The organism is Kitasatospora sp. MY 5-36, assembly GCF_001182915.1.
Taxonomy (GTDB): Bacteria; Actinomycetota; Actinomycetes; order Streptomycetales; family Streptomycetaceae; genus Kitasatospora.
This window is the reverse complement of the sequence record NZ_LFVW01000217.1, coordinates 1-17315: the sequence shown is the minus strand read 5'-3', so window position 1 is coordinate 17315 and position 17315 is coordinate 1. Positions and strand designations below refer to the sequence as shown.

At 73.2% G+C, this 17315-nt stretch carries 19 protein-coding genes; 17 read left to right on the top strand and 2 right to left on the bottom strand.

Going from position 1 to position 17315, the window contains the following annotated elements; translation table 11 throughout:
- The first annotated feature begins 296 nt into the window (after positions 1–296).
- The 3 genes from AE652_RS16140 (at position 297) to AE652_RS16130 (ending at position 2458) form a co-directional block, all read left to right on the top strand.
- Positions 297–1223 (top strand): SAM-dependent methyltransferase, encoded by a 927-nt coding sequence (locus tag AE652_RS16140; RefSeq protein WP_234348404.1) that lies wholly within the window; start codon positions 297–299, stop codon positions 1221–1223.
- A 126-nt stretch (positions 1224–1349) separates the two neighbouring features.
- Complete coding sequence (locus AE652_RS16135) at positions 1350–1904, top strand: phosphohydrolase (protein ID WP_049652076.1); 555 nt, start codon at positions 1350–1352, stop codon at positions 1902–1904.
- 44 nt (positions 1905–1948) lie between these two features.
- Entirely contained in the window at positions 1949–2458 is a 510-nt protein-coding gene (locus AE652_RS16130; protein ID WP_049652075.1) for an FBP domain-containing protein, read from the top strand.
- Between the two features lie 14 nt (positions 2459–2472).
- Here AE652_RS16130 and AE652_RS16125 read toward each other — a convergent pair whose 3' ends face one another.
- Together AE652_RS16125 and AE652_RS16120 are read right to left on the bottom strand one after the other, a co-directional pair.
- Complete coding sequence (locus tag AE652_RS16125; protein WP_049652074.1) at positions 2473–2847, bottom strand: RNA-binding S4 domain-containing protein; 375 nt, start codon at positions 2845–2847, stop codon at positions 2473–2475.
- Positions 2848–2856: 9 nt separating this feature from the next.
- Positions 2857–3291 (bottom strand): VOC family protein, encoded by a 435-nt coding sequence (locus AE652_RS16120; RefSeq protein WP_049652073.1) that lies wholly within the window; start codon positions 3289–3291, stop codon positions 2857–2859.
- 80 nt (positions 3292–3371) lie between these two features.
- Between AE652_RS16120 and AE652_RS16115 the strand changes: the two genes are divergently transcribed.
- The 14 genes from AE652_RS16115 to cbiE form a co-directional block, all read left to right on the top strand.
- Positions 3372–4583 carry a methyltransferase gene (locus AE652_RS16115; RefSeq protein ID WP_049652072.1) on the top strand — a complete coding sequence of 404 codons (1212 nt, stop codon included), beginning with the start codon at positions 3372–3374 and terminating at the stop codon, positions 4581–4583.
- Positions 4584–4677: 94 nt separating this feature from the next.
- On the top strand, positions 4678–5706 hold the full coding sequence (gene argC, locus AE652_RS16110; RefSeq protein WP_049652071.1) for an N-acetyl-gamma-glutamyl-phosphate reductase: 1029 nt from the start codon (positions 4678–4680) through the stop codon (positions 5704–5706).
- A complete protein-coding gene (gene argJ, locus AE652_RS16105; protein ID WP_049652070.1) occupies positions 5703–6875 on the top strand; it encodes a bifunctional glutamate N-acetyltransferase/amino-acid acetyltransferase ArgJ in 1173 nt (390 codons plus the stop codon). Before argC ends, argJ begins: the two co-directional genes overlap by 4 nt.
- A 142-nt stretch (positions 6876–7017) precedes the next feature.
- On the top strand, positions 7018–7893 hold the full coding sequence (argB, locus tag AE652_RS16100) for an acetylglutamate kinase (RefSeq protein ID WP_049652078.1): 876 nt from the start codon (positions 7018–7020) through the stop codon (positions 7891–7893).
- A complete protein-coding gene (locus tag AE652_RS16095) occupies positions 7890–9167 on the top strand; it encodes an acetylornithine transaminase (RefSeq protein ID WP_049652069.1) in 1278 nt (425 codons plus the stop codon). The genes argB and AE652_RS16095 overlap by 4 nt, the downstream gene beginning before the upstream one ends.
- Positions 9168–9190: 23 nt before the next feature.
- A complete protein-coding gene (locus tag AE652_RS16090) occupies positions 9191–9739 on the top strand; it encodes an arginine repressor (RefSeq protein ID WP_049652068.1) in 549 nt (182 codons plus the stop codon).
- Positions 9740–9855: 116 nt separating this feature from the next.
- A complete protein-coding gene (gene argH / locus AE652_RS16085; RefSeq protein ID WP_049652067.1) occupies positions 9856–11280 on the top strand; it encodes an argininosuccinate lyase in 1425 nt (474 codons plus the stop codon).
- A gap of 164 nt (positions 11281–11444) precedes the next feature.
- Complete coding sequence (locus AE652_RS16080; RefSeq protein WP_053112078.1) at positions 11445–11702, top strand: sigma-70 family RNA polymerase sigma factor; 258 nt, start codon at positions 11445–11447, stop codon at positions 11700–11702.
- Between the two features lie 206 nt (positions 11703–11908).
- Positions 11909–12409 (top strand): GNAT family N-acetyltransferase, encoded by a 501-nt coding sequence (locus AE652_RS16075; RefSeq protein ID WP_049652066.1) that lies wholly within the window; start codon positions 11909–11911, stop codon positions 12407–12409.
- A gap of 550 nt (positions 12410–12959) precedes the next feature.
- On the top strand, positions 12960–13985 hold the full coding sequence (locus tag AE652_RS16070) for a methionine ABC transporter ATP-binding protein (protein ID WP_049652065.1): 1026 nt from the start codon (positions 12960–12962) through the stop codon (positions 13983–13985).
- Entirely contained in the window at positions 13982–14710 is a 729-nt protein-coding gene (locus AE652_RS16065; RefSeq protein ID WP_049652064.1) for a methionine ABC transporter permease, read from the top strand. The genes AE652_RS16070 and AE652_RS16065 overlap by 4 nt, the downstream gene beginning before the upstream one ends.
- A 57-nt stretch (positions 14711–14767) precedes the next feature.
- Positions 14768–15595, top strand: a complete 828-nt coding sequence (locus AE652_RS16060; protein ID WP_049652063.1) for a MetQ/NlpA family ABC transporter substrate-binding protein — start codon at positions 14768–14770, stop codon at positions 15593–15595.
- Between the two features lie 199 nt (positions 15596–15794).
- Entirely contained in the window at positions 15795–16430 is a 636-nt protein-coding gene (locus AE652_RS16055; protein WP_049652062.1) for a GNAT family N-acetyltransferase, read from the top strand.
- Positions 16431–16567: 137 nt separating this feature from the next.
- A partial coding sequence (gene cbiE / locus AE652_RS16050) for a precorrin-6y C5,15-methyltransferase (decarboxylating) subunit CbiE (protein WP_049652061.1) occupies positions 16568–17315 on the top strand: 748 nt, incomplete at its 3' end.

Below are 17315 nucleotides of genomic sequence, written 5' to 3'. Positions count from 1 at the left end.
GCGGCGAGCGCCCCCGGGTCGGCCCGGCGGAGCGTGCCGGTGCCGCAGGCAGCCAGCAGCCCCCCGGTGGCGGCGAGGGCGGCGAGTCGGGCGGTGGTGCGCAGCACGCTGCGGCGGTCGGCAGTCATCGGCAGCCAGCATAGAGAGGACGGCTCGGGCGGGCGATCCGGGCCGAGCGTCCGGACCCTTCTTGACGTGCACACACTCCGTCACCGGGTGTTGCGTAAACCTGAACTCCCGCTGTTTCCACGGCGTGTCCTTGGATACGATCACCGCGCACCGCGTGAGGACGGGCGGTGGCCGAACTCTTCCGGCATGGCGCATTGGGGGCGGACAGGATGTACGAGGACAGCGCGGCGACCGGCCGGAGCACGGACACCGAGTGGGACTGGGGCAGGACCGGCGACTGGCAGCCGCCGAGCGAGCTGGACACCGGCGTCCCGCACACCGCCCGGATGTACGACTACTACCTCGGCGGCAAGGACAACTTCGAGGCCGACCGCAAGGCCGCCCAGGCCGCGATAGCCGCCTACCCCGCGCTGCCGCTGCTGGCCCGCACCAACCGGCAGTTCCTCGGCCGCGCCGTGGAGTACGTGGCCGGCCGGGGCGTGCGCCAGTTCGTCGACATCGGCACCGGCATCCCGGCGGTCGGCTCCACCAGCGAGGTCGCCCAGCGGGTCGCCCCGGACGCCCGGGTGGTGTACGTGGACAACGACCCGATCGTCGCCACCCACGCCCGCGCCCTGCTGGCCGGCCACCCCGCCGGGCACACCTCGGTGATCGAGGCCGACCTGCGCGACCCGGCCACGATCCTCGGCCACCCCGGGCTGGCCGGCGCCGTCGACCTCTCCCAGCCGGTCGCGCTGATGCTGGTCGCCGTCCTGCACTTCATCCGCGACGAGGAGGGCGCCCAGCAGATCGTCCGCACCCTGCGCGACGCGCTCGCCCCCGGCAGCGCGCTGATCCTCTCCCACGGCAGCCCCGACTTCGCCTCCCGCGAGAGCGCCGCCGAGGGCACCCGCATCTACCGCAGCGCCAGCGCCCCGCTCGTGCTGCGCCCGCGCTCCGGCGTCGAGCCCTTCTTCGGCGACTTCGACTTCGTCGGCCCCGGGCTCGTCCAGCTCCCGCTCTGGCGCCCCGTCGCGGGCCACGTGCCGACCTCCGAACTCCCCGAGGGCTGGCAGGACGTCTCCGCGTACGCCGGCGTCGCCTTCAAGCGGTAGCCGTCCGCTTGGAACGGCAGCCGTCCGCGCGCCCGGTCCCGGCGCCTCCCTCCTACGCCGGGACCGGACCGTCGAAGGCTACGGAACCCCACTGACAACCCCTCACCCCCGCGGCTACCCTGCGGCGTGACCACCACCGCCCTGCCGCCGCTGCCCGCCGACGTCGCCGAACTGCTGCGGGCCGTCGACGCCCCGCCCCGCCTGGTCGCCCACCTCGCGCTGGTGCACCGGGTCGCCGAGGAGATCGCCGGGTTCTGCGCCCGCGAAGGCCTGGCCTTCGACCGCGCGGCCGTCCTCTACGGCGCCGCCACCCACGACATCGGCAAGACCGTCCACCCCGAGGAGCTCTCCGCCCCCGGCTCCCGGCACGAGCCCGCCGGGCACGCCCTGCTGCTCGCCCACGGCGTCCCCGAGCACCTCGCCCGCTTCGCCCGCACCCACGCGAGCTGGGACGAGCCCGGCACCACCGTCGAGGACCTGCTGGTCGGCCTGGCCGACAAGGCCTGGAAGAACAAGCGGGTCCAGGACCTGGAGGACCTGGTCGTCGACCGCCTCGCCGCCGCCGGCGGGAAGGAGCGCTGGGAGGCCTTCCTCGCCCTGGACGACCTGCTCACCCGGATCGGCGAGGACGCCCCGCGCCGGCTCGCCGTCCAGGCCGCCCACCCGGTACGGACCGGGTGAAAACGGCGCGACAGGCCCGGCCGGCCGGTGTTAGCGTCCGCGGCATGGAACCCCTGAGCGAGAACGAGATCCGCGCGTCCTTCGTCAACTGCTCCAAGGGCGAGGCCCGCCGGCTCCACCTGCCCCGGGGTCTGGCCGAACTGCCCTGGGAGCAGCTGGACTTCCTCGGCTGGCGGGACCAGGGCGCGCCCGACCGGGCGTACCTGGTGGCGCCGTACGAGGGCGAGCCGGTCGGCGTGACGCTGCGCTCCTCGGTGATCCGGCGCAGCCTGACCAAGACCAACGTGTGCTCGCTGTGCATCACCGCGCACGCCGGGTCGGGGGTCGCGCTGCTCGCCGCCCGCCGGGCCGGGGCGGCCGGGCGCGAGGGCAACACGGTCGGCACGTACATCTGCGCCGACCTGGCCTGCTCGCTCTACGTGCGCGGGCTGAAGAAGTCCACGCTGGTCACCCGGCCCGACGAGTCGCTGCCGCTGGAGCTGCAGATCGACCGTACGGTGGGCAACCTCGGCGGCTTCCTCGCCAAGGTGCTCGCCACCGCGGACGTCGCGTAGCGGCTCCGCGCCGCTCAGTGCCCGCGCAGCTGGTCCAGGTCGCGGCGCTCCCGCTTGGTCGGCCGCCCGGCCCCGCGGTCCCGCGTCCCGGCCGCCGCGACGAACTCGCGCGGCGGCCGCGGCGGGCTGTTGTCGACCAGGCACTCCGCCGCGACGACGGCGCCGACCCGCTTGCGGATCAGCTTGCTCACCACCACGACCCGTTCGTGGCCCTCCTCGCGGAGCCGCACCTCGTCCCCGGGCTTCAGCGCCTGGGCGGGTTTGGCCCGCTCGCCGTTCACCCGGACGTGCCCGGCCCGGCAGGCGGCCGCCGCCAGCGCCCGCGTCTTGACCAGCCGGACCGACCAGATCCAGCTGTCCACCCGCACGCTTCCCTCGTGTTCAGCCATCCTGGGAGCCTACCCAAGGACGGCCTGCCCGCCCGACTCCCCGCCCGCGGGCGGTGCCTCCTGGATCGCCCAGCCGTTCCCGTCCGGGTCGTTGAAGAACAGGAAGTTGTTCCACGCCTCGCCGTGCCCGTCCACCCGGGCCCCGGCCACGAAGTGCTGGACCGGGCTGACCTCCACACCGCGGGCCACCAGTTCGGCGTGCGCCTTCTCGATGTCCGGCACCACCAGCTGGAGTCCCTTGACCGATCCGGGCGGCGAGTCGATCACCCCCTTGCCCACCACGATGGAGCAGGCCGAACCCGGGGGCGTCAGCTGGATCACCCGGATCCCGTCCCGCAACAGGGTGTCGTGGTCGACGGTGAACCCGGCCTGCTCCTCGTAGAAGAGCTTCGAGCGGTCCACGTCGGAGACCGGGACCACCACGACTTCGAGTTTCCACTCCATCGCCCTCACCTCTCTCGGCCGGGCCCTTCCAGTATCCGTCCGTAACCGCCCCCGGGACCGTCGGATAGCCTGAGAACACGATGAATCCCCAGACCACGCCCGCCGCGACCCCGCCGGACAGCTCCTTCACCACCCCGTGGGGCGCCTTCGCGCTCACCCGCTTCCCCGAGGACCCGCGCGAGCGGCTGCGGGCCTGGGACGCCGCCGACGAGTACCTGCTGCGCCACCTCGCGGGCGAGGCCGACAGCGCGGCCGGCACCGCGACGGAGCTGGCCGGCCGGACGGTCGCCGTCCTCGGCGACCGCTGGGGCGCGCTGACCACCGCGCTCGCCGAGTACCGGCCGGTCCAGATCACCGACTCCCACCTCGGCCGGCAGGCCACCCTGGCCAACCTGGCCCGGGCCGGCGCCGCCGTCGACGAGTCCCGGCTGCTCACCACCCGTGACGCCCCGCCGGAGCGGATCGACGTGCTGCTGGTGCGCGTGCCCAAGAGCCTGGCCCTGCTGGAGGACCAGCTGCACCGGCTCGCCCCCGCCGTCCACGAGGGCACCGTGGTGATCGGCACCGGCATGGTCACCGAGATCCACACCTCCACGCTCCGGCTCTTCGAGCGGATCCTCGGCCCGACCCGCACCTCGCTGGCCGCCCGCAAGGCCCGGCTGGTCTTCTGCACCCCGGACCGGGCGCTGGACCCCGGCCCCAACCCGTGGCCGCACCGCTACGCGCTGCCGCAGGACATCGGCCCCGCCTCCGGCCGTACGGTCGTCAACCACGCGGGCACCTTCTGCGCCGACCGGCTCGACATCGGCACCCGCTTCCTCCTCGCCCACCTGCCCGTCCCCGCCCCCGGCGCCCGGGTGGTGGACCTCGGCTGCGGCAACGGCGTGGTCGGCACGGCCGCCGCGCTGGCCGGGCCCGGCGCGGAGCTGGTGTTCGTGGACGAGTCGCACCAGGCGGTGGCCTCCGCCGAGGAGACCTTCCGCGCCAACCTGGGCCCGGACGCCCCGGCCGAGTTCCTGGCCGCCGACGCCCTGGCCCGGGACGTGGTCGCCCCCGGTTCGGTGGACCTGGTGCTCAACAACCCGCCGTTCCACTCCCACCAGGCCACCACCGACGCCACCGCCTGGCGGATGTTCACCGGCGCCAAGCGGGCGCTGCGCCCCGGGGGCGAGCTCTGGGTGGTCGGCAACCGCCACCTCGGCTACCACGTCAAGCTGCGCCGCCTCTTCGGCAACTGCCAACTCGTCGCCGGGAACCCCAAGTTCGTGGTGCTGCGGGCCGTCAAGCGCTGACCCGGGCACCCCGCCCCGGCGGGGGTCCGGCACAACCTCCTTGCATGAATTTTCCGTCACGCGTATATTCATGCCAAGACTAAGGAGGAACGCCATGGCATTGCGAGTCGCCGTCGCCGGCGCGAGCGGTTACGCGGGCGGCGAGGTGCTGCGCCTGCTGCTCGGCCACCCGGAGATGGAGATCGGGGCGCTGACCGGCGGCTCGAACGCGGGCACCAGGCTGGGCCTGCTCCAGCCGCACCTCCGCCCGCTCGCCGACCGCGTCCTCGAAGCCACCACCCCCGAGGTGCTGGCCGACCACGACGTGGTGTTCCTGGCCCTGCCGCACGGTCAGTCCGCCGCCGTCGCCGAGGAGCTCGGCCCGAACGTCCTGGTGATCGACTGCGGCGCCGACTTCCGGCTCAAGGCCGCCGCCGACTGGGAGCAGTTCTACGGCACCGCGCACGCCGGCACCTGGCCCTACGGCCTGCCCGAACTCCCCGGCCACCGCGCCGCGTTGAAGGGCAGCAACCGGATCGCCGTACCCGGCTGCTACCCGACGGCCGTCTCCCTGGCGCTGTTCCCCGCCTACGCCGCGCAGCTCGCCGAACCGGAGGCCGTGGTGGTCGCCGCCTCCGGCACCTCCGGCGCCGGCAAGGCCGCCAAGCCGCACCTGCTGGGCAGCGAGGTGATGGGCAGCGTCAGCCCGTACGGCGTCGGCGGCGTCCACCGGCACACCCCGGAGATGGCGCAGAACCTCTCCCCGGTCGCGGGCGAGCCGGTCACCGTCTCCTTCACCCCCACCCTCGTCCCGATGCCGCGCGGCATCCTCGCCACCTGCTCGGCCAAGGCCAGGCCCGGGGTGACGGCCCGAAGCCTGCGCGCCGCCTACACCGAGGCGTTCGCGGACGAGCCCTTCGTCCACCTGCTGCCCGAGGGGCAGTGGCCGCAGACCAGCAGCGTCTACGGCGCCAACACCGCCCTGGTCCAGGTCGCCCTGGACGCCGCCGCCGGGCGGATCATCGCGATCAGCGCGATCGACAACCTGGTCAAGGGCACCGCCGGCGGCGCGGTGCAGAGCATGAACATCGCCCTGGGCCTGCCCGAGGAGCTCGGCCTGCCCGTGAACGGAGTCGCACCGTGAGCAAGAGCACCAACGTCGGAGTGACCGCCGCCAAGGGCTTCCGGGCCGCCGGTGTGACCGCCGGCATCAAGGCCTCCGGCACCCCCGACCTCGCCCTGGTGGTCAACGACGGCCCCTCGCTCGCCGCGGCCGGCGTCTTCACCGCCAACCGGGTCAAGGCCGCGCCGGTGCTCTGGTCCGAGCAGGTCCTCAAGGGCGGCCAGGTCTCCGCCGTCGTCCTCAACTCCGGTGGCGCCAACGCCTGCACCGGCCCGCTCGGCTTCCAGGACACCCACGCCACCGCGGAGAAGGCCGCCGCGGAGCTGGGCCTCAACGCGGGCGAGGTCGCCGTCGCCTCCACCGGCCTGATCGGCGTCCGGCTGCCGATGGACCTCCTGCTGCCCGGCGTCGCCCTGGCCGCCAGCGCGCTCGGCGAGGACGGCGGCGAGGCCGCCGCGATCGCCATCAAGACCACCGACACCGTGCACAAGACCGCCGAGTACACCAGCCCGGCCGGCTGGACGGTCGGCGGCATGGCCAAGGGCGCGGGCATGCTCGCCCCGAGCCTCGCCACCATGCTGGTCGTCCTCACCACGGACGCCGACCTGGACAGCGCCGCCCTGGACGACGCGCTGCGCGGCGCCACCCGCACCACCTTCGACCGGATCGACTCCGACGGCTGCATGTCGACCAACGACACCGTGCTGCTGCTCGCCTCCGCCGCCTCCGGCACCGTCCCGGACCGGGCCGAGTTCGCCGAGGCCGTCCGCACGGTCAGCGCCGACCTGGCCCGCCAGCTGATCGGCGACGCCGAGGGCGCGAGCAAGGAGATCCGGATCGACGTCACCGGCGCCGCCACCGAGGACGACGCGGTCGAGGTCGCCCGGACGATCAGCCGCAACAACCTGCTCAAGTGCGCCATCCACGGCGAGGACCCCAACTGGGGCCGGGTGCTGGCCGCGATCGGCACCACCTCCGCCGCCTTCGACCCGGACGGGCTGGACGTCGCCATCAACGGCGTCTGGGTCTGCAAGTCCGGCGGCGTCGGCGAGGACCGCGACCTGGTCGACATGAAGGGCCGCGAGGTCGTCATCACCGCGAACCTCAACGCCGGTACGGCGGGCGCCACGCTGTGGACCAACGACCTGACGGCCGACTACGTCCACGAGAACAGCGCCTACTCGACCTGATCCGTGCCGCTCCACCCGAGCCCGCCTGATCCGCGACATCCCCCCGGCCCGCGGCCGGGGGGACCCCCATCGACGAGGGAAACCCGTGCAGATCGCACCCAAGGGCGAACAGGCCCGCAACAACACCGCGTTGCCCAAGGCCATGACGCTGATCGAGGCGCTGCCGTGGCTGGAGCGCTTCCACGGCAAGACCGTCGTGATCAAGTTCGGCGGCAACGCCATGGTGGACGACAGCCTCAAGTCCGCCTTCGCCCAGGACGTCGTCTTCCTGCGCTACGCCGGGCTGCACCCCGTCGTGGTGCACGGCGGCGGCCCCCAGATCAGTGCCCAACTCGACCGGCTGGGCCTGGAGTCGAGCTTCACCAACGGCCTGCGGGTCACCACCCCGGAGACCATGGACGTGGTCCGGATGGTGCTGGCCGGCCAGGTGCAGCGCGAGCTGGTCGGCCTGCTCAACGAGCACGGCCCGTTCGCGGTCGGCATGACCGGCGAGGACGCCCACACCATGACGGCGGTCAAGCGCTACGCCGTGGTGGACGGCGAGCAGGTCGACATCGGCCTGGTTGGCGACATCGTCAACATCGAGGCCGGCGCCGTGAAGGCGATGATCGCCGACGGCCGCATCCCGGTCATCTCCTCGATCGCCCGCGGCACCGACGGCCACGTCTACAACATCAACGCCGACACCGCCGCCTCCGCCCTCGCGGTCGCGCTCGGCGCCGAGATGCTCGTCGTCCTCACCGACGTCGAGGGCCTCTACAAGGACTGGCCGGAATCCGACGACGTGATCAGCCAGCTCAGCGCGAGCGAGCTGGAGGAGCTGCTGCCCGAGCTGGCCAGCGGCATGCTCCCCAAGATGGAGGGCTGCCTGCGGGCCGTCCGCTCCGGCGTGGGCACCGCCCGCGTCCTGGACGGCCGGGTCCAGCACAGCCTGCTGCTGGAGATCTTCACCGACGAGGGCATCGGCACGATGGTCGTGCCGGACGACGAAACGACCGTGACCGGGGGACTGGCATGAGCGGCACGACTGGCACCGACAGCACGACCGGCGCGACGGGTACGACCGGTGCGACGGGTACGACGGGTACGACCCACAACGAGCAGCTCGCCGAGCGCTGGCAGCACGCCTTCACCGACAACTACGGCACCCCCCGCATCCCGCTGGTGCGCGGCGAGGGCAGCAAGCTCTGGGACGCCGACGGCAAGGAGTACACCGACCTGCTCGGCGGCATCGCCGTCAACGCCCTCGGCACCGCCCACCCGGCCGTCGTCGAGGCGGTGAGCCGGCAGATCGCGACCCTGGGCCACGTCTCCAACCTCTTCATGGCCGAGCCCACCATCGCGCTCGCCGAGCGGCTGCTGGAGCTGGACGGCCGCCCGGGCGGCCGGGTGTTCTTCTGCAACTCCGGCGCCGAGGCCAACGAGGCCGCCTTCAAGATCAGCCGGCGGACCGGCCGCACCCACCTGGTCGCCCTCCAGGGCGCCTTCCACGGCCGCACCATGGGCGCCCTCGCGCTCACCGGCCAGCCCGCCAAGCAGGACCCGTTCCGCCCGCTGCCCGGCGACGTCACCCACGTCCCGCTCGGCGACGTCGAGGCGCTGCGCGCGGCCGTCACCACCGAGACGGCCGCCGTCTTCCTGGAGCCCGTCCAGGGCGAGAACGGCGCGATCCCGCTGCCCGAGGGCTACCTGAAGGCGGCCCGCGAGATCACCCGGGCCACCGGCACCCTGCTGGTCCTGGACGAGATCCAGACCGGCGTCGGCCGCACCGGCCACTGGTTCGCCCACCAGGCGGACGAGGGCGTGGAGCCGGACGTGGTCACCCTGGCCAAGGCGCTCGGCGGCGGCCTGCCGATGGGCGCGGTGCTCGCCTTCGGGCCGGCCGCCGAGCTGCTCACCCCGGGCCAGCACGGCACCACCTTCGGTGGCAACCCGGTGGCCGCCGCGGCCGGGCTCGCGGTGCTGGACACCATCGAGTCCGAGGGCCTGCTGGAGCACGTCCGCAAGCTCGGCGAGCGGCTGCGGCAGGGCGTCGAGGCGCTCGGCGACCCGCTGGTCTCGCACGTGCGCGGGGCGGGCCTGCTGCTCGGCATCGTGCTCACCGAGCCGGTCTCGGCGCAGGTCCAGGCCGCCGCGCAGGAGGCGGGCTTCCTGGTCAACGCGGCCGTCCCGGACGCCGTCCGGCTGGCCCCGCCGCTGGTGCTGACCGAGCAGGAGGCGGACGCCTTCCTGGCCGCGCTGCCGGGCATCCTCCGGACGGTGCGCGAGGGCGCCCCGGCCGATGCGAATTGACCGTCGTCCGGGAGAATAATCACATGACCGCTTCCCACTCCGGCCCGTCCGCCGCAGGCCCGACGCCGCAGGTCCCGCAGACCCGCACCGCGCGCCACCGGCGGATCGTGGACCTGCTCACCCGCCAGCCCGTGCGTTCGCAGAGCCAGCTCGCCAAGCTGCTCGCCGACGACGGACTCGTGGTCACCCAGGCCACCCTCTCCCGGGACCTGGACGAGCTGGGCGCGGTCAAGATCCGCAACCGGGACGGCGCGCTGATCTACGCCGTCCCGGCCGAGGGCGGCGACCGCACGCCGCGCGCGCCGATGGGCGAGTCGGCCAGCGAGGGCCGGATGGCCCGGCTGGCCGGCGAGCTCATGGTCTCCGCGACGGCCTCCGGCAACCTGGTGGTGCTGCGCACCCCGCCGGGCGCCGCCCAGTTCCTGGCCTCGGCGATCGACCAGGCCGAGGTGTTCGAGATCATCGGCACCATCGCCGGCGACGACACCGTCCTGCTGATCAGCCGGGACCCGGCCGGCGGGCAGGCGCTCGCCGACCACCTCATGCAACTCGCCCAGGCGAAGGCGCAGTAGCACCTCGAACGCGCGAAACCCCGGCCGACGGAGACCGTCCGGCCGGGGTTTTGTGTTTCATACGGCGTCGTGCATACTTATGCCACCCACTGCACATGCATGAAGGAGCCACCGCGATGACCGCCGAGCAGTCCTCCGACGTCCGCCTCTGGGGTGCGCGCTTCGCCGACGGCCCGTCCGAGGCGCTGGCCAGGCTCTCGGCCTCGGTCCACTTCGACTGGCGCCTCGCGCCGTACGACATCGCCGGCTCCAAGGCCCACGCCCGGGTCCTGCACAAGGCCGGCCTGCTCTCCGACGAGGAGCTGGCCGGCATGCTGGCCGGCCTGGACGAGCTGCTCGCCGACGTCGAGGCGGGCACCTTCACCGGCACCGTCGCCGACGAGGACGTGCACACCGCCCTGGAGCGCGGCCTGCTGGAGCGCCTCGGCCCCGACCTCGGCGGCAAGCTGCGGGCCGGGCGCTCGCGCAACGACCAGATCGCCACCCTGTTCCGGATGTACCTGCGGGACCACGCGAAGACCATCGGCGGCCTGCTGCTCGACCTCCAGCAGGCCCTGGTCGGCCTCGCCGAGGCGCACCCGGACATCGCGATGCCCGGCCGCACCCACCTCCAGCACGCCCAGCCGGTGCTCTTCGCCCACCACGTCCTCGCGCACGTGCAGGCCCTCGGCCGGGACGCCGAGCGGCTGCGCCAGTGGGACGCCCGCACCGCCGTCTCGCCGTACGGCTCCGGTGCGCTGGCCGGCTCCTCGCTCGGCCTCGACCCGCAGGCCGTCGCCGCCGACCTCGGCTTCGAGGGCGGCTCGGTCGGCAACTCCATCGACGGCACCGCCTCGCGCGACTTCGTCGCCGAGTTCGCCTTCGTGACCGCGATGATCGGCATCAACCTCTCCCGGATCGCGGAGGAGGTGATCATCTGGAACACCAAGGAGTTCGGCTTCATCACGCTGCACGACGCCTTCTCCACCGGCTCCTCGATCATGCCGCAGAAGAAGAACCCGGACATCGCCGAGCTCGCCCGGGGCAAGTCCGGCCGGCTGATCGGCAACCTGACCGGCCTGCTGGCCACCCTCAAGGCGCTGCCGCTCGCCTACAACCGGGACCTCCAGGAGGACAAGGAGCCGGTCTTCGACTCCTGCGACACGCTGGAGGTGCTGCTGCCCGCGTTCACCGGGATGATGGCCACCCTCACCGTGCACCGGGAGCGGCTGGAGGAGCTGGCCCCGGCCGGCTTCTCGCTCGCCACCGACATCGCCGAGTGGCTGGTCAAGCAGGGCGTGCCGTTCCGGGTCGCGCACGAGGTGGCCGGCGCCTGCGTCAAGGTCTGCGAGGCCGAGGGCATCGAGCTGTCCGACCTGACGGACGAGCAGTTCGCCGCGATCTCCGGGCACCTGACGCCCGAGGTGCGCTCGGTGCTCAGCGTCCACGGCGCCATCGCCTCCCGCGACGGGCGCGGCGGAACGGCCCCCTCGGCGGTCGCGGTCCAGCTCGCCGAGGTGAAGGCGGACCTGGCGCGGCAGCAGGAGTGGGCGCGGGGCTGATCCCGGACGGCGGGGCCGGTCCCGGACGAGGGGCCGAGCCCCCGCGACGGGGCCGATCCCCGGCGCGACGGGGGAGGGGCGCGGCGGTCCGACCGGCGCGCCCCTCCCGCGTCCGTGCCCCGGCCCGGGCGTAACCGGCCCCGCCCCGGGCCGTCATGCACGGTGTGTGCACCGCCCTCCCCTTCGCCCCCTCCGCCGAGGACGTCTACCTCGACGAGTGTCGCCGCCGCGCGGTCCGTGAGACCGTCGCCGCCCTGCCCGGCCGCTGTCCGCAGCTGATGGCCGCGCTCGCCGAGGATCCGCCGCCCACCTACCGTGAGCTCTCCGAGCGGCTCGGCATGCCGCGCGGCTCGATCGGCCCCACCCGCTCCCGCTGCCTGGCCTGCCTGCGGATGCTGCTCCACACCGAGCGCTACCCCTGAGCGCAAGCCCGTGCGACCGAGCGGAACGTGTGCGGCACGGGAGGTGACCCTCCTCACGTCCGCCCCCGCGAAGGTTGAGGGAAGCTGACACCCGGGTAGAGCGCTGGCGAACGCAGCCCTTGACGGTGGCGCGATCACTCGGATACTGAGCGTGAGCGCGCCTACCCTCCGCGCGCCGCGCACGACGACTGGGGAGGCCCCTCCACATGGGCATGAGCGTGATCATCTCGGCCGCGGAGGCCGAGGACGCGGAGCAGATCCTCAAGCTCCAGTACCTCGGCTACCAGCCCGAGGCCGAGCTGTACGGCGACTGGGCGATCGAGCCCCTGACGCAGAGCCTGGAGAGCCTGCGCGCCGAACTGTCCGAGCAGCACTTCCTGGTCGCCCGGCTGGGCGACGAGGTGGTCGGCACCGTCCGCGGCCACGTCGGCGCCGACGGCGTCGGCCGGATAGGGCGCCTGGTGGTCCATCCGCGGATGCAGCGCCACGGCCTCGGCGGCCGACTGCTGGACGCGCTGGAGCGCCGCCTGGCCCAGGACGGCCGGGTGAGCGCCTACCGGCTGTTCACCGGCCACCGCAGCCTGGGCAACCTGCGGCTGTACGCTCGGCAGGGGTACCGTCAGACCCGGGTCGAGCAGGTCAGCACCCGGCTGAGCTTCGTCCACCTGGAGAAGGCGGCCGCCGAGCCGCTCGCCGCGACGGCCTGAGCCCGCCGCCCCCGCGCTTTCCCGGCGCCGCCACCATCCGGACCACCGGTGGCGGCGCCGAGCCGTATCCGCGCTGGTCAACGGTGGTGAGTGTCCGCAATGCGGACAGCTTCGGGAAACAATTGGGCAGGAATCAACCCATCTGTTTTACTGGCTCACATGACTGCGACGACGAACTGGACCCCCACCGGCACCCTGCCGGCAGGTGAGCGTGCCATGTGTCGTCGAATGTGTCACTGCTGAGGGCCACCGCCCCCGGCGCCCCGCTGAGGGTGCCTCCTCCTCGCGCCCCGAAGCGAGACTCCGGCGCCGCTCCCGCCCGTGCGAGCGCGCCCCTCCTCCCGGACCCCTCCCTTTGCCGTGCCCGCCGACCTGCGGGCCCGGGTGACTCGTTAGGGCCACGCCGTCGCGCGGCCCGGCCGTCCAGCGGCCACGATCAAGGGGCGGCAGGTCCGGACCCTCCCGGCGCAGCGCCGTAACGCCGCCGCCGGCCGCAAGCCGGTCGGGCGGTCGGACCACGCCGCCCGCCCCCGACCCACGGAAAGCCGCTGTGATCACCACCACGGACCTGACGAAGGTCTACCGTTCCCGAGGCCGCGAGGTGACCGCCCTCGCCGGTGTCGACCTGCACGTCCGCCCGGGCGAGGTCTACGGAGTCGTCGGCACCAGCGGTGCCGGCAAGTCCACCCTCATCCGCTGCGTGAACATGCTGGAGCGCCCGACCTCCGGCACGGTCACCGTGGACGGGGTCGAGCTGACCGCGCTGTCCGGCGGCGAGAACCGGGCCGGCCGCGAACTGCGCGAGGCCCGCCGCCGGATCGGCATGGTCTTCCAGCACTTCAACCTGCTCTCCTCGCGGACGGTGCAGCAGAACGTCGAGCTCCCGCTGGAGATCGTCGGCCTGGACCGCACCGAGCGCCGCCGCAAGGCCGCCGAGCTGCTGGAGCTGGTCGGCCTCGGCGACAAGGCCCGCAGCTACCCCAACCAGCTCTCCGGCGGCCAGAAGCAGCGCGTCGGCATCGCCCGCGCACTGGCCGGCGACCCGAAGGTGCTGCTCTCCGACGAGGCCACCTCGGCGCTCGACCCGGAGACCACCCGCTCGATCCTCAAGCTGCTGCGCGACCTCAACCAGCAGCTGGGCCTCACCGTCCTGCTGATCACCCACGAGATGGACGTCATCAAGTCCGTCTGCGACTCCGCCGCCCTGATGCGCGGCGGCCGGGTGGTGGAGTCCGGCGAGCTGACCGACCTGCTGGCCAAGCCCGGCTCGGAGCTGGCCCGTGAGCTGTTCCCGCTCAGCGAGTTCGGCACCGGCCACCCCGGCTCGACCGTGCTGGAGATCACCTTCCAGGGCGACAGCTCGGCCCAGCCGTTCGTCTCCCAGCTCGCCCGCACGTACCAGATCGACATCAACATCCTCGGCGCCGCGGTGGAGACCATCGCCGGCCGGATGGTCGGCCGGATGCGGGTCGAGCTGCCGGGCGGCCACCAGGACAACGTGGTGCCGATCGGCTACCTGCGCGAGCAGGGCCTGCAGGTGGACGTGCTCGGTACGGCGAACGGAGCGGTGGCATGACCTGGGACCAGATGTGGGAGCTGATGTGGCCCGCCACCCAGGAGACCTTCCAGATGGTCGGGGTGTCCGCGCTCGTCACCGTGCTGCTCGGCCTGCCGCTGGGCGTGCTCCTGGTGCTCACCGACAAGGGCGGCCTGCTGGCCAACCGGGCCGTCAACAAGGCCATCGGCTTCGTCGTGAACATCGCCCGTTCGGTGCCGTTCATCATCCTGATGATCGCGCTGATCTCCTTCACCCGCTGGCTGGTCGGCACCTCCATCGGCTGGCAGGCGGCGACCGTGCCGCTGACCATCGGCGCCATCCCGTTCTTCGCCCGCCTGGTCGAGACCTCCGTCCGCGAGGTCGACAAGGGGCTGGTCGAGGCGGTCCAGTCGATGGGCGGCAGCACCTGGACGATCGTCCGCAAGACCCTGCTGCCCGAGGCCCTGCCCGGCATCGTGGCCTCGGTCACCACCACGGTCATCACCCTGGTCAGTTACTCCGCGATGGCCGGCACCGTCGGCGGCGGCGGCCTCGGCACCCTCGCCGTCAACTACGGCTACCAGCGCTTCGAGACCGCCTTCATGTGGGTCATCGTGGCCGAGCTGGTGATCATCGTCACCGCCGTCCAGCTGATCGGCGACTTCGCCGTCCGGCGGCTCTCCCACCGCGGCCGCACCGGCGGCCGGACGCGGCTGCTCGGCCGCACCCCGGCGGCTCCCGACAAGGACCTCGCCGCCTCCTAGACCTCCCTCGTCCGACCCCGGACGCGGCTCCCCGTTCCACGCAGAAAGGCACTTTTCGTGCGCAACGCCCTGAAGTTCACCAGCATCCTCGCCACCGCCGGCATCGCCCTCTCGCTCGCCGCCTGCGGCAGCTCGGGCTCCTCCTCTTCCTCGGACGCGAACGCGCCGCTGAAGGTCGTGGCCAGCCCCACCCCGCACGGCCAGATCCTGAAGTACGTCAAGGACAACCTCGCGGAGAAGGCGGGCCTCAAGCTCGACATCAAGGAGGTCACCGACTACGTGACCCCCAACACGGCGGTGCAGGACGGTTCGGCCGACGCCAACTACTTCCAGCACGTCCCGTACCTGGAGGACTTCAACAAGAAGCACGGCACGAACATCGTGTCGGTCGAGCCCGTGCACCTGGAGCCGCTGGGCCTCTACTCCAAGAAGGTCAAGGCGATCGGCGACCTCGCGGACGGCGCCACCATCGGCCTGCCGAACGACGCCACCAACGAGGGCCGCGCGCTCAAGCTGCTCGCCGACAACAAGCTGATCACCCTCAAGGACGGCGTCACCACCACCGCCACCCCGGCGGACGTGACCGGCAACCCGAAGAACTTCAAGTGGAAGGAGCTGGAGGCCGCCCAGCTGCCCCGCTCCGTCGCCGACCTCGACGCCGCCGTCATCAACGGCAACTACGCGATCGACTCGGGCCTGAAGCCGGCCACCGACGCCCTGGTGCTGGAGAAGGCCGAGGGCAACCCGTACGCCAACATCCTCGCCGTCAAGAAGGGCAAGGAGAACGACCCGCGGGTCAAGAAGCTGGCCGAGCTGCTGCACTCCGACGAGGTCAAGAAGTACATCGACGACACCTTCCAGGGCTCGGTCATCCCGGCCTTCTGATCGTCGTACGGTCATACCTCGTAACGCCCGACCGGGCCCCCACCGCACCGCGACGGGGGCCCGGTCGGGCAGTATGCAGCAGGGACACTCCGACCGACCGCGTTCTGACGTACCGTCGTGCGGGCAGCGCACCGCGTGGCACCCGGGGCACGCCGGAGGCGTACGGTGTTGTGTTCACGACCCGGCGAGGAGAGACGGCATGGCAGCGAGCTTCCCCGAGACCGCCATCAGCACCGAACGGCTGCTGCTGCGACCCCTTGCGGAGGACGACGCCCCCGGCCTGGCCACGATGATGGCCGACGACCTCGTGCTCGCCTGGACGGACCTGCCGCACCCCTTCACCGAGGAGTACGCGGCCGAACTCGCCCGCACCCTCGCCCCCGCCCACCGGGCCGCCGGCCGCGGCATCGTCTTCGCCGTCACCGAGCACCTCACCCAGCGCCTGGTCGGCCTGGTCGAGCTGCGAAACACCGACTGGCGGCTGCGCAGCACCGAGATCTCCTACGTCACCGCCGTCTGGGCGCGCGGCGAGGGCTACGCCCCGGAGGCCGTCCTCGGCGTCGCCCAGTGGCTGTTCGAGGACCGCGGCTTCCTGCGCCTGGAACTGCGCACCGCCGCCGGGAACACCGCCGCCCAGCAGGTCGCCCAGAAGATCGGCGGCATCAGCGAGGGCGTGCTGCGCAGCGCCTGGATAGTCCGCGGGGAGTCCGGCGAGGTGCTTCAGGACAGCCGCAGCGACCTCATCCTGTGGAGCCTGCTCCCGGAGGACCTGGAGTCCCCCGAGCTGCACCGCGAGGGCTGGCACGGCGACCACCGCTACGTGCTGCGCGACTGAGACACGCCGCCTGTTCACCCGGCGCGGACATGTGTGCGAGATGTCGGGCTCCGGCCGACCGCACCCGGTAGCCTCTGGACCGGTGCCGCACGACGGCGGATCGAGTGGCGCACCGAGTCGAGGGAGAACGGCCGCAGATGGCTGACCGGATCACGGTCATCGGGTGGGACGGCACACCGCTGACCGAGGCCGCCGGCGCGGCCCTGGCCGCGGCGACCCTGGTCGCCGGCGCCCCCTACCAACTGAACGCCCTCCCGGTGCCGGAGGCCGCCGAACGGATCGCCCTCGGCAACGTCCGGCAGGCCGCCCGCAGGATCGCCGAGCACCGCGGCGCCGCCGTCGTGGTCGCCGAGGGCGACCCGGGGTTCTTCGGGGTGGTGCGCACCCTGCGCCGCCCCGAGTACGGCCTCGAACTGGAGGTGCTGCCCGCCGTCTCCTCGGTGGCCGCCGCCTTCGCCCGGGCCGGCATGCCCTGGGAGGACGCCCAGGTGGTCAGCGCGCACGGCGGACGGCTGCGCCGCGCGGCCAACATCTGCCGGGCCCACCCCAAGGTCGCGGTGCTCACCGCGCCGGGCGCCGGGCCCGCCGAACTCGCCCTGATGCTGCGCGGGGTGCACCGGACCTTCGTGGTCTGCGAGGCCCTCGGCACCCCCGACGAGGACGTCACCGTCCTCACCTCCGACCGGATCGCCGACCACGTGTGGCGCGACCCCAACGTGGTGCTGGTGATCGGCGGCGGCGCCCGGACGGGGGCGGTGGACGAGGCGGCCGGCTGGCTCGCCGGGCGCCCGGTCGGCTACCCCGGCGTGGAACGCGGCTGGGCGCTCCCCGGTGACGCCTACGCGGGCGCCGGGCGCACGGAAGGCGAGCCGGGCGCACCGGAGG

Bases quoted from the DNA above. Each gene is read 5' to 3' on its own strand.
- AE652_RS16090 (WP_049652068.1), top strand. From the start codon at position 9,191: ATGACCGCTTCCCACTCCGGCCCGTCCGCCGCAGGCCCGACGCCGCAG.
- argB (WP_049652078.1), top strand. From the start codon at position 7,018: ATGACGCTGATCGAGGCGCTGCCGTGGCTGGAGCGCTTCCACGGCAAG.
- argC (WP_049652071.1), top strand. From the start codon at position 4,678: ATGGCATTGCGAGTCGCCGTCGCCGGCGCGAGCGGTTACGCGGGCGGC.
- AE652_RS16120 (WP_049652073.1), bottom strand. From the start codon at position 3,291: ATGGAGTGGAAACTCGAAGTCGTGGTGGTCCCGGTCTCCGACGTGGAC.
- AE652_RS16095 (WP_049652069.1), top strand. From the start codon at position 7,890: ATGAGCGGCACGACTGGCACCGACAGCACGACCGGCGCGACGGGTACG.
- AE652_RS16075 (WP_049652066.1), top strand. From the start codon at position 11,909: ATGGGCATGAGCGTGATCATCTCGGCCGCGGAGGCCGAGGACGCGGAG.
- AE652_RS16065 (WP_049652064.1), top strand. From the start codon at position 13,982: ATGACCTGGGACCAGATGTGGGAGCTGATGTGGCCCGCCACCCAGGAG.
- argH (WP_049652067.1), top strand. From the start codon at position 9,856: ATGACCGCCGAGCAGTCCTCCGACGTCCGCCTCTGGGGTGCGCGCTTC.
- AE652_RS16130 (WP_049652075.1), top strand. From the start codon at position 1,949: ATGGAACCCCTGAGCGAGAACGAGATCCGCGCGTCCTTCGTCAACTGC.
- AE652_RS16055 (WP_049652062.1), top strand. From the start codon at position 15,795: ATGGCAGCGAGCTTCCCCGAGACCGCCATCAGCACCGAACGGCTGCTG.
- AE652_RS16125 (WP_049652074.1), bottom strand. From the start codon at position 2,847: ATGGCTGAACACGAGGGAAGCGTGCGGGTGGACAGCTGGATCTGGTCG.
- AE652_RS16115 (WP_049652072.1), top strand. From the start codon at position 3,372: ATGAATCCCCAGACCACGCCCGCCGCGACCCCGCCGGACAGCTCCTTC.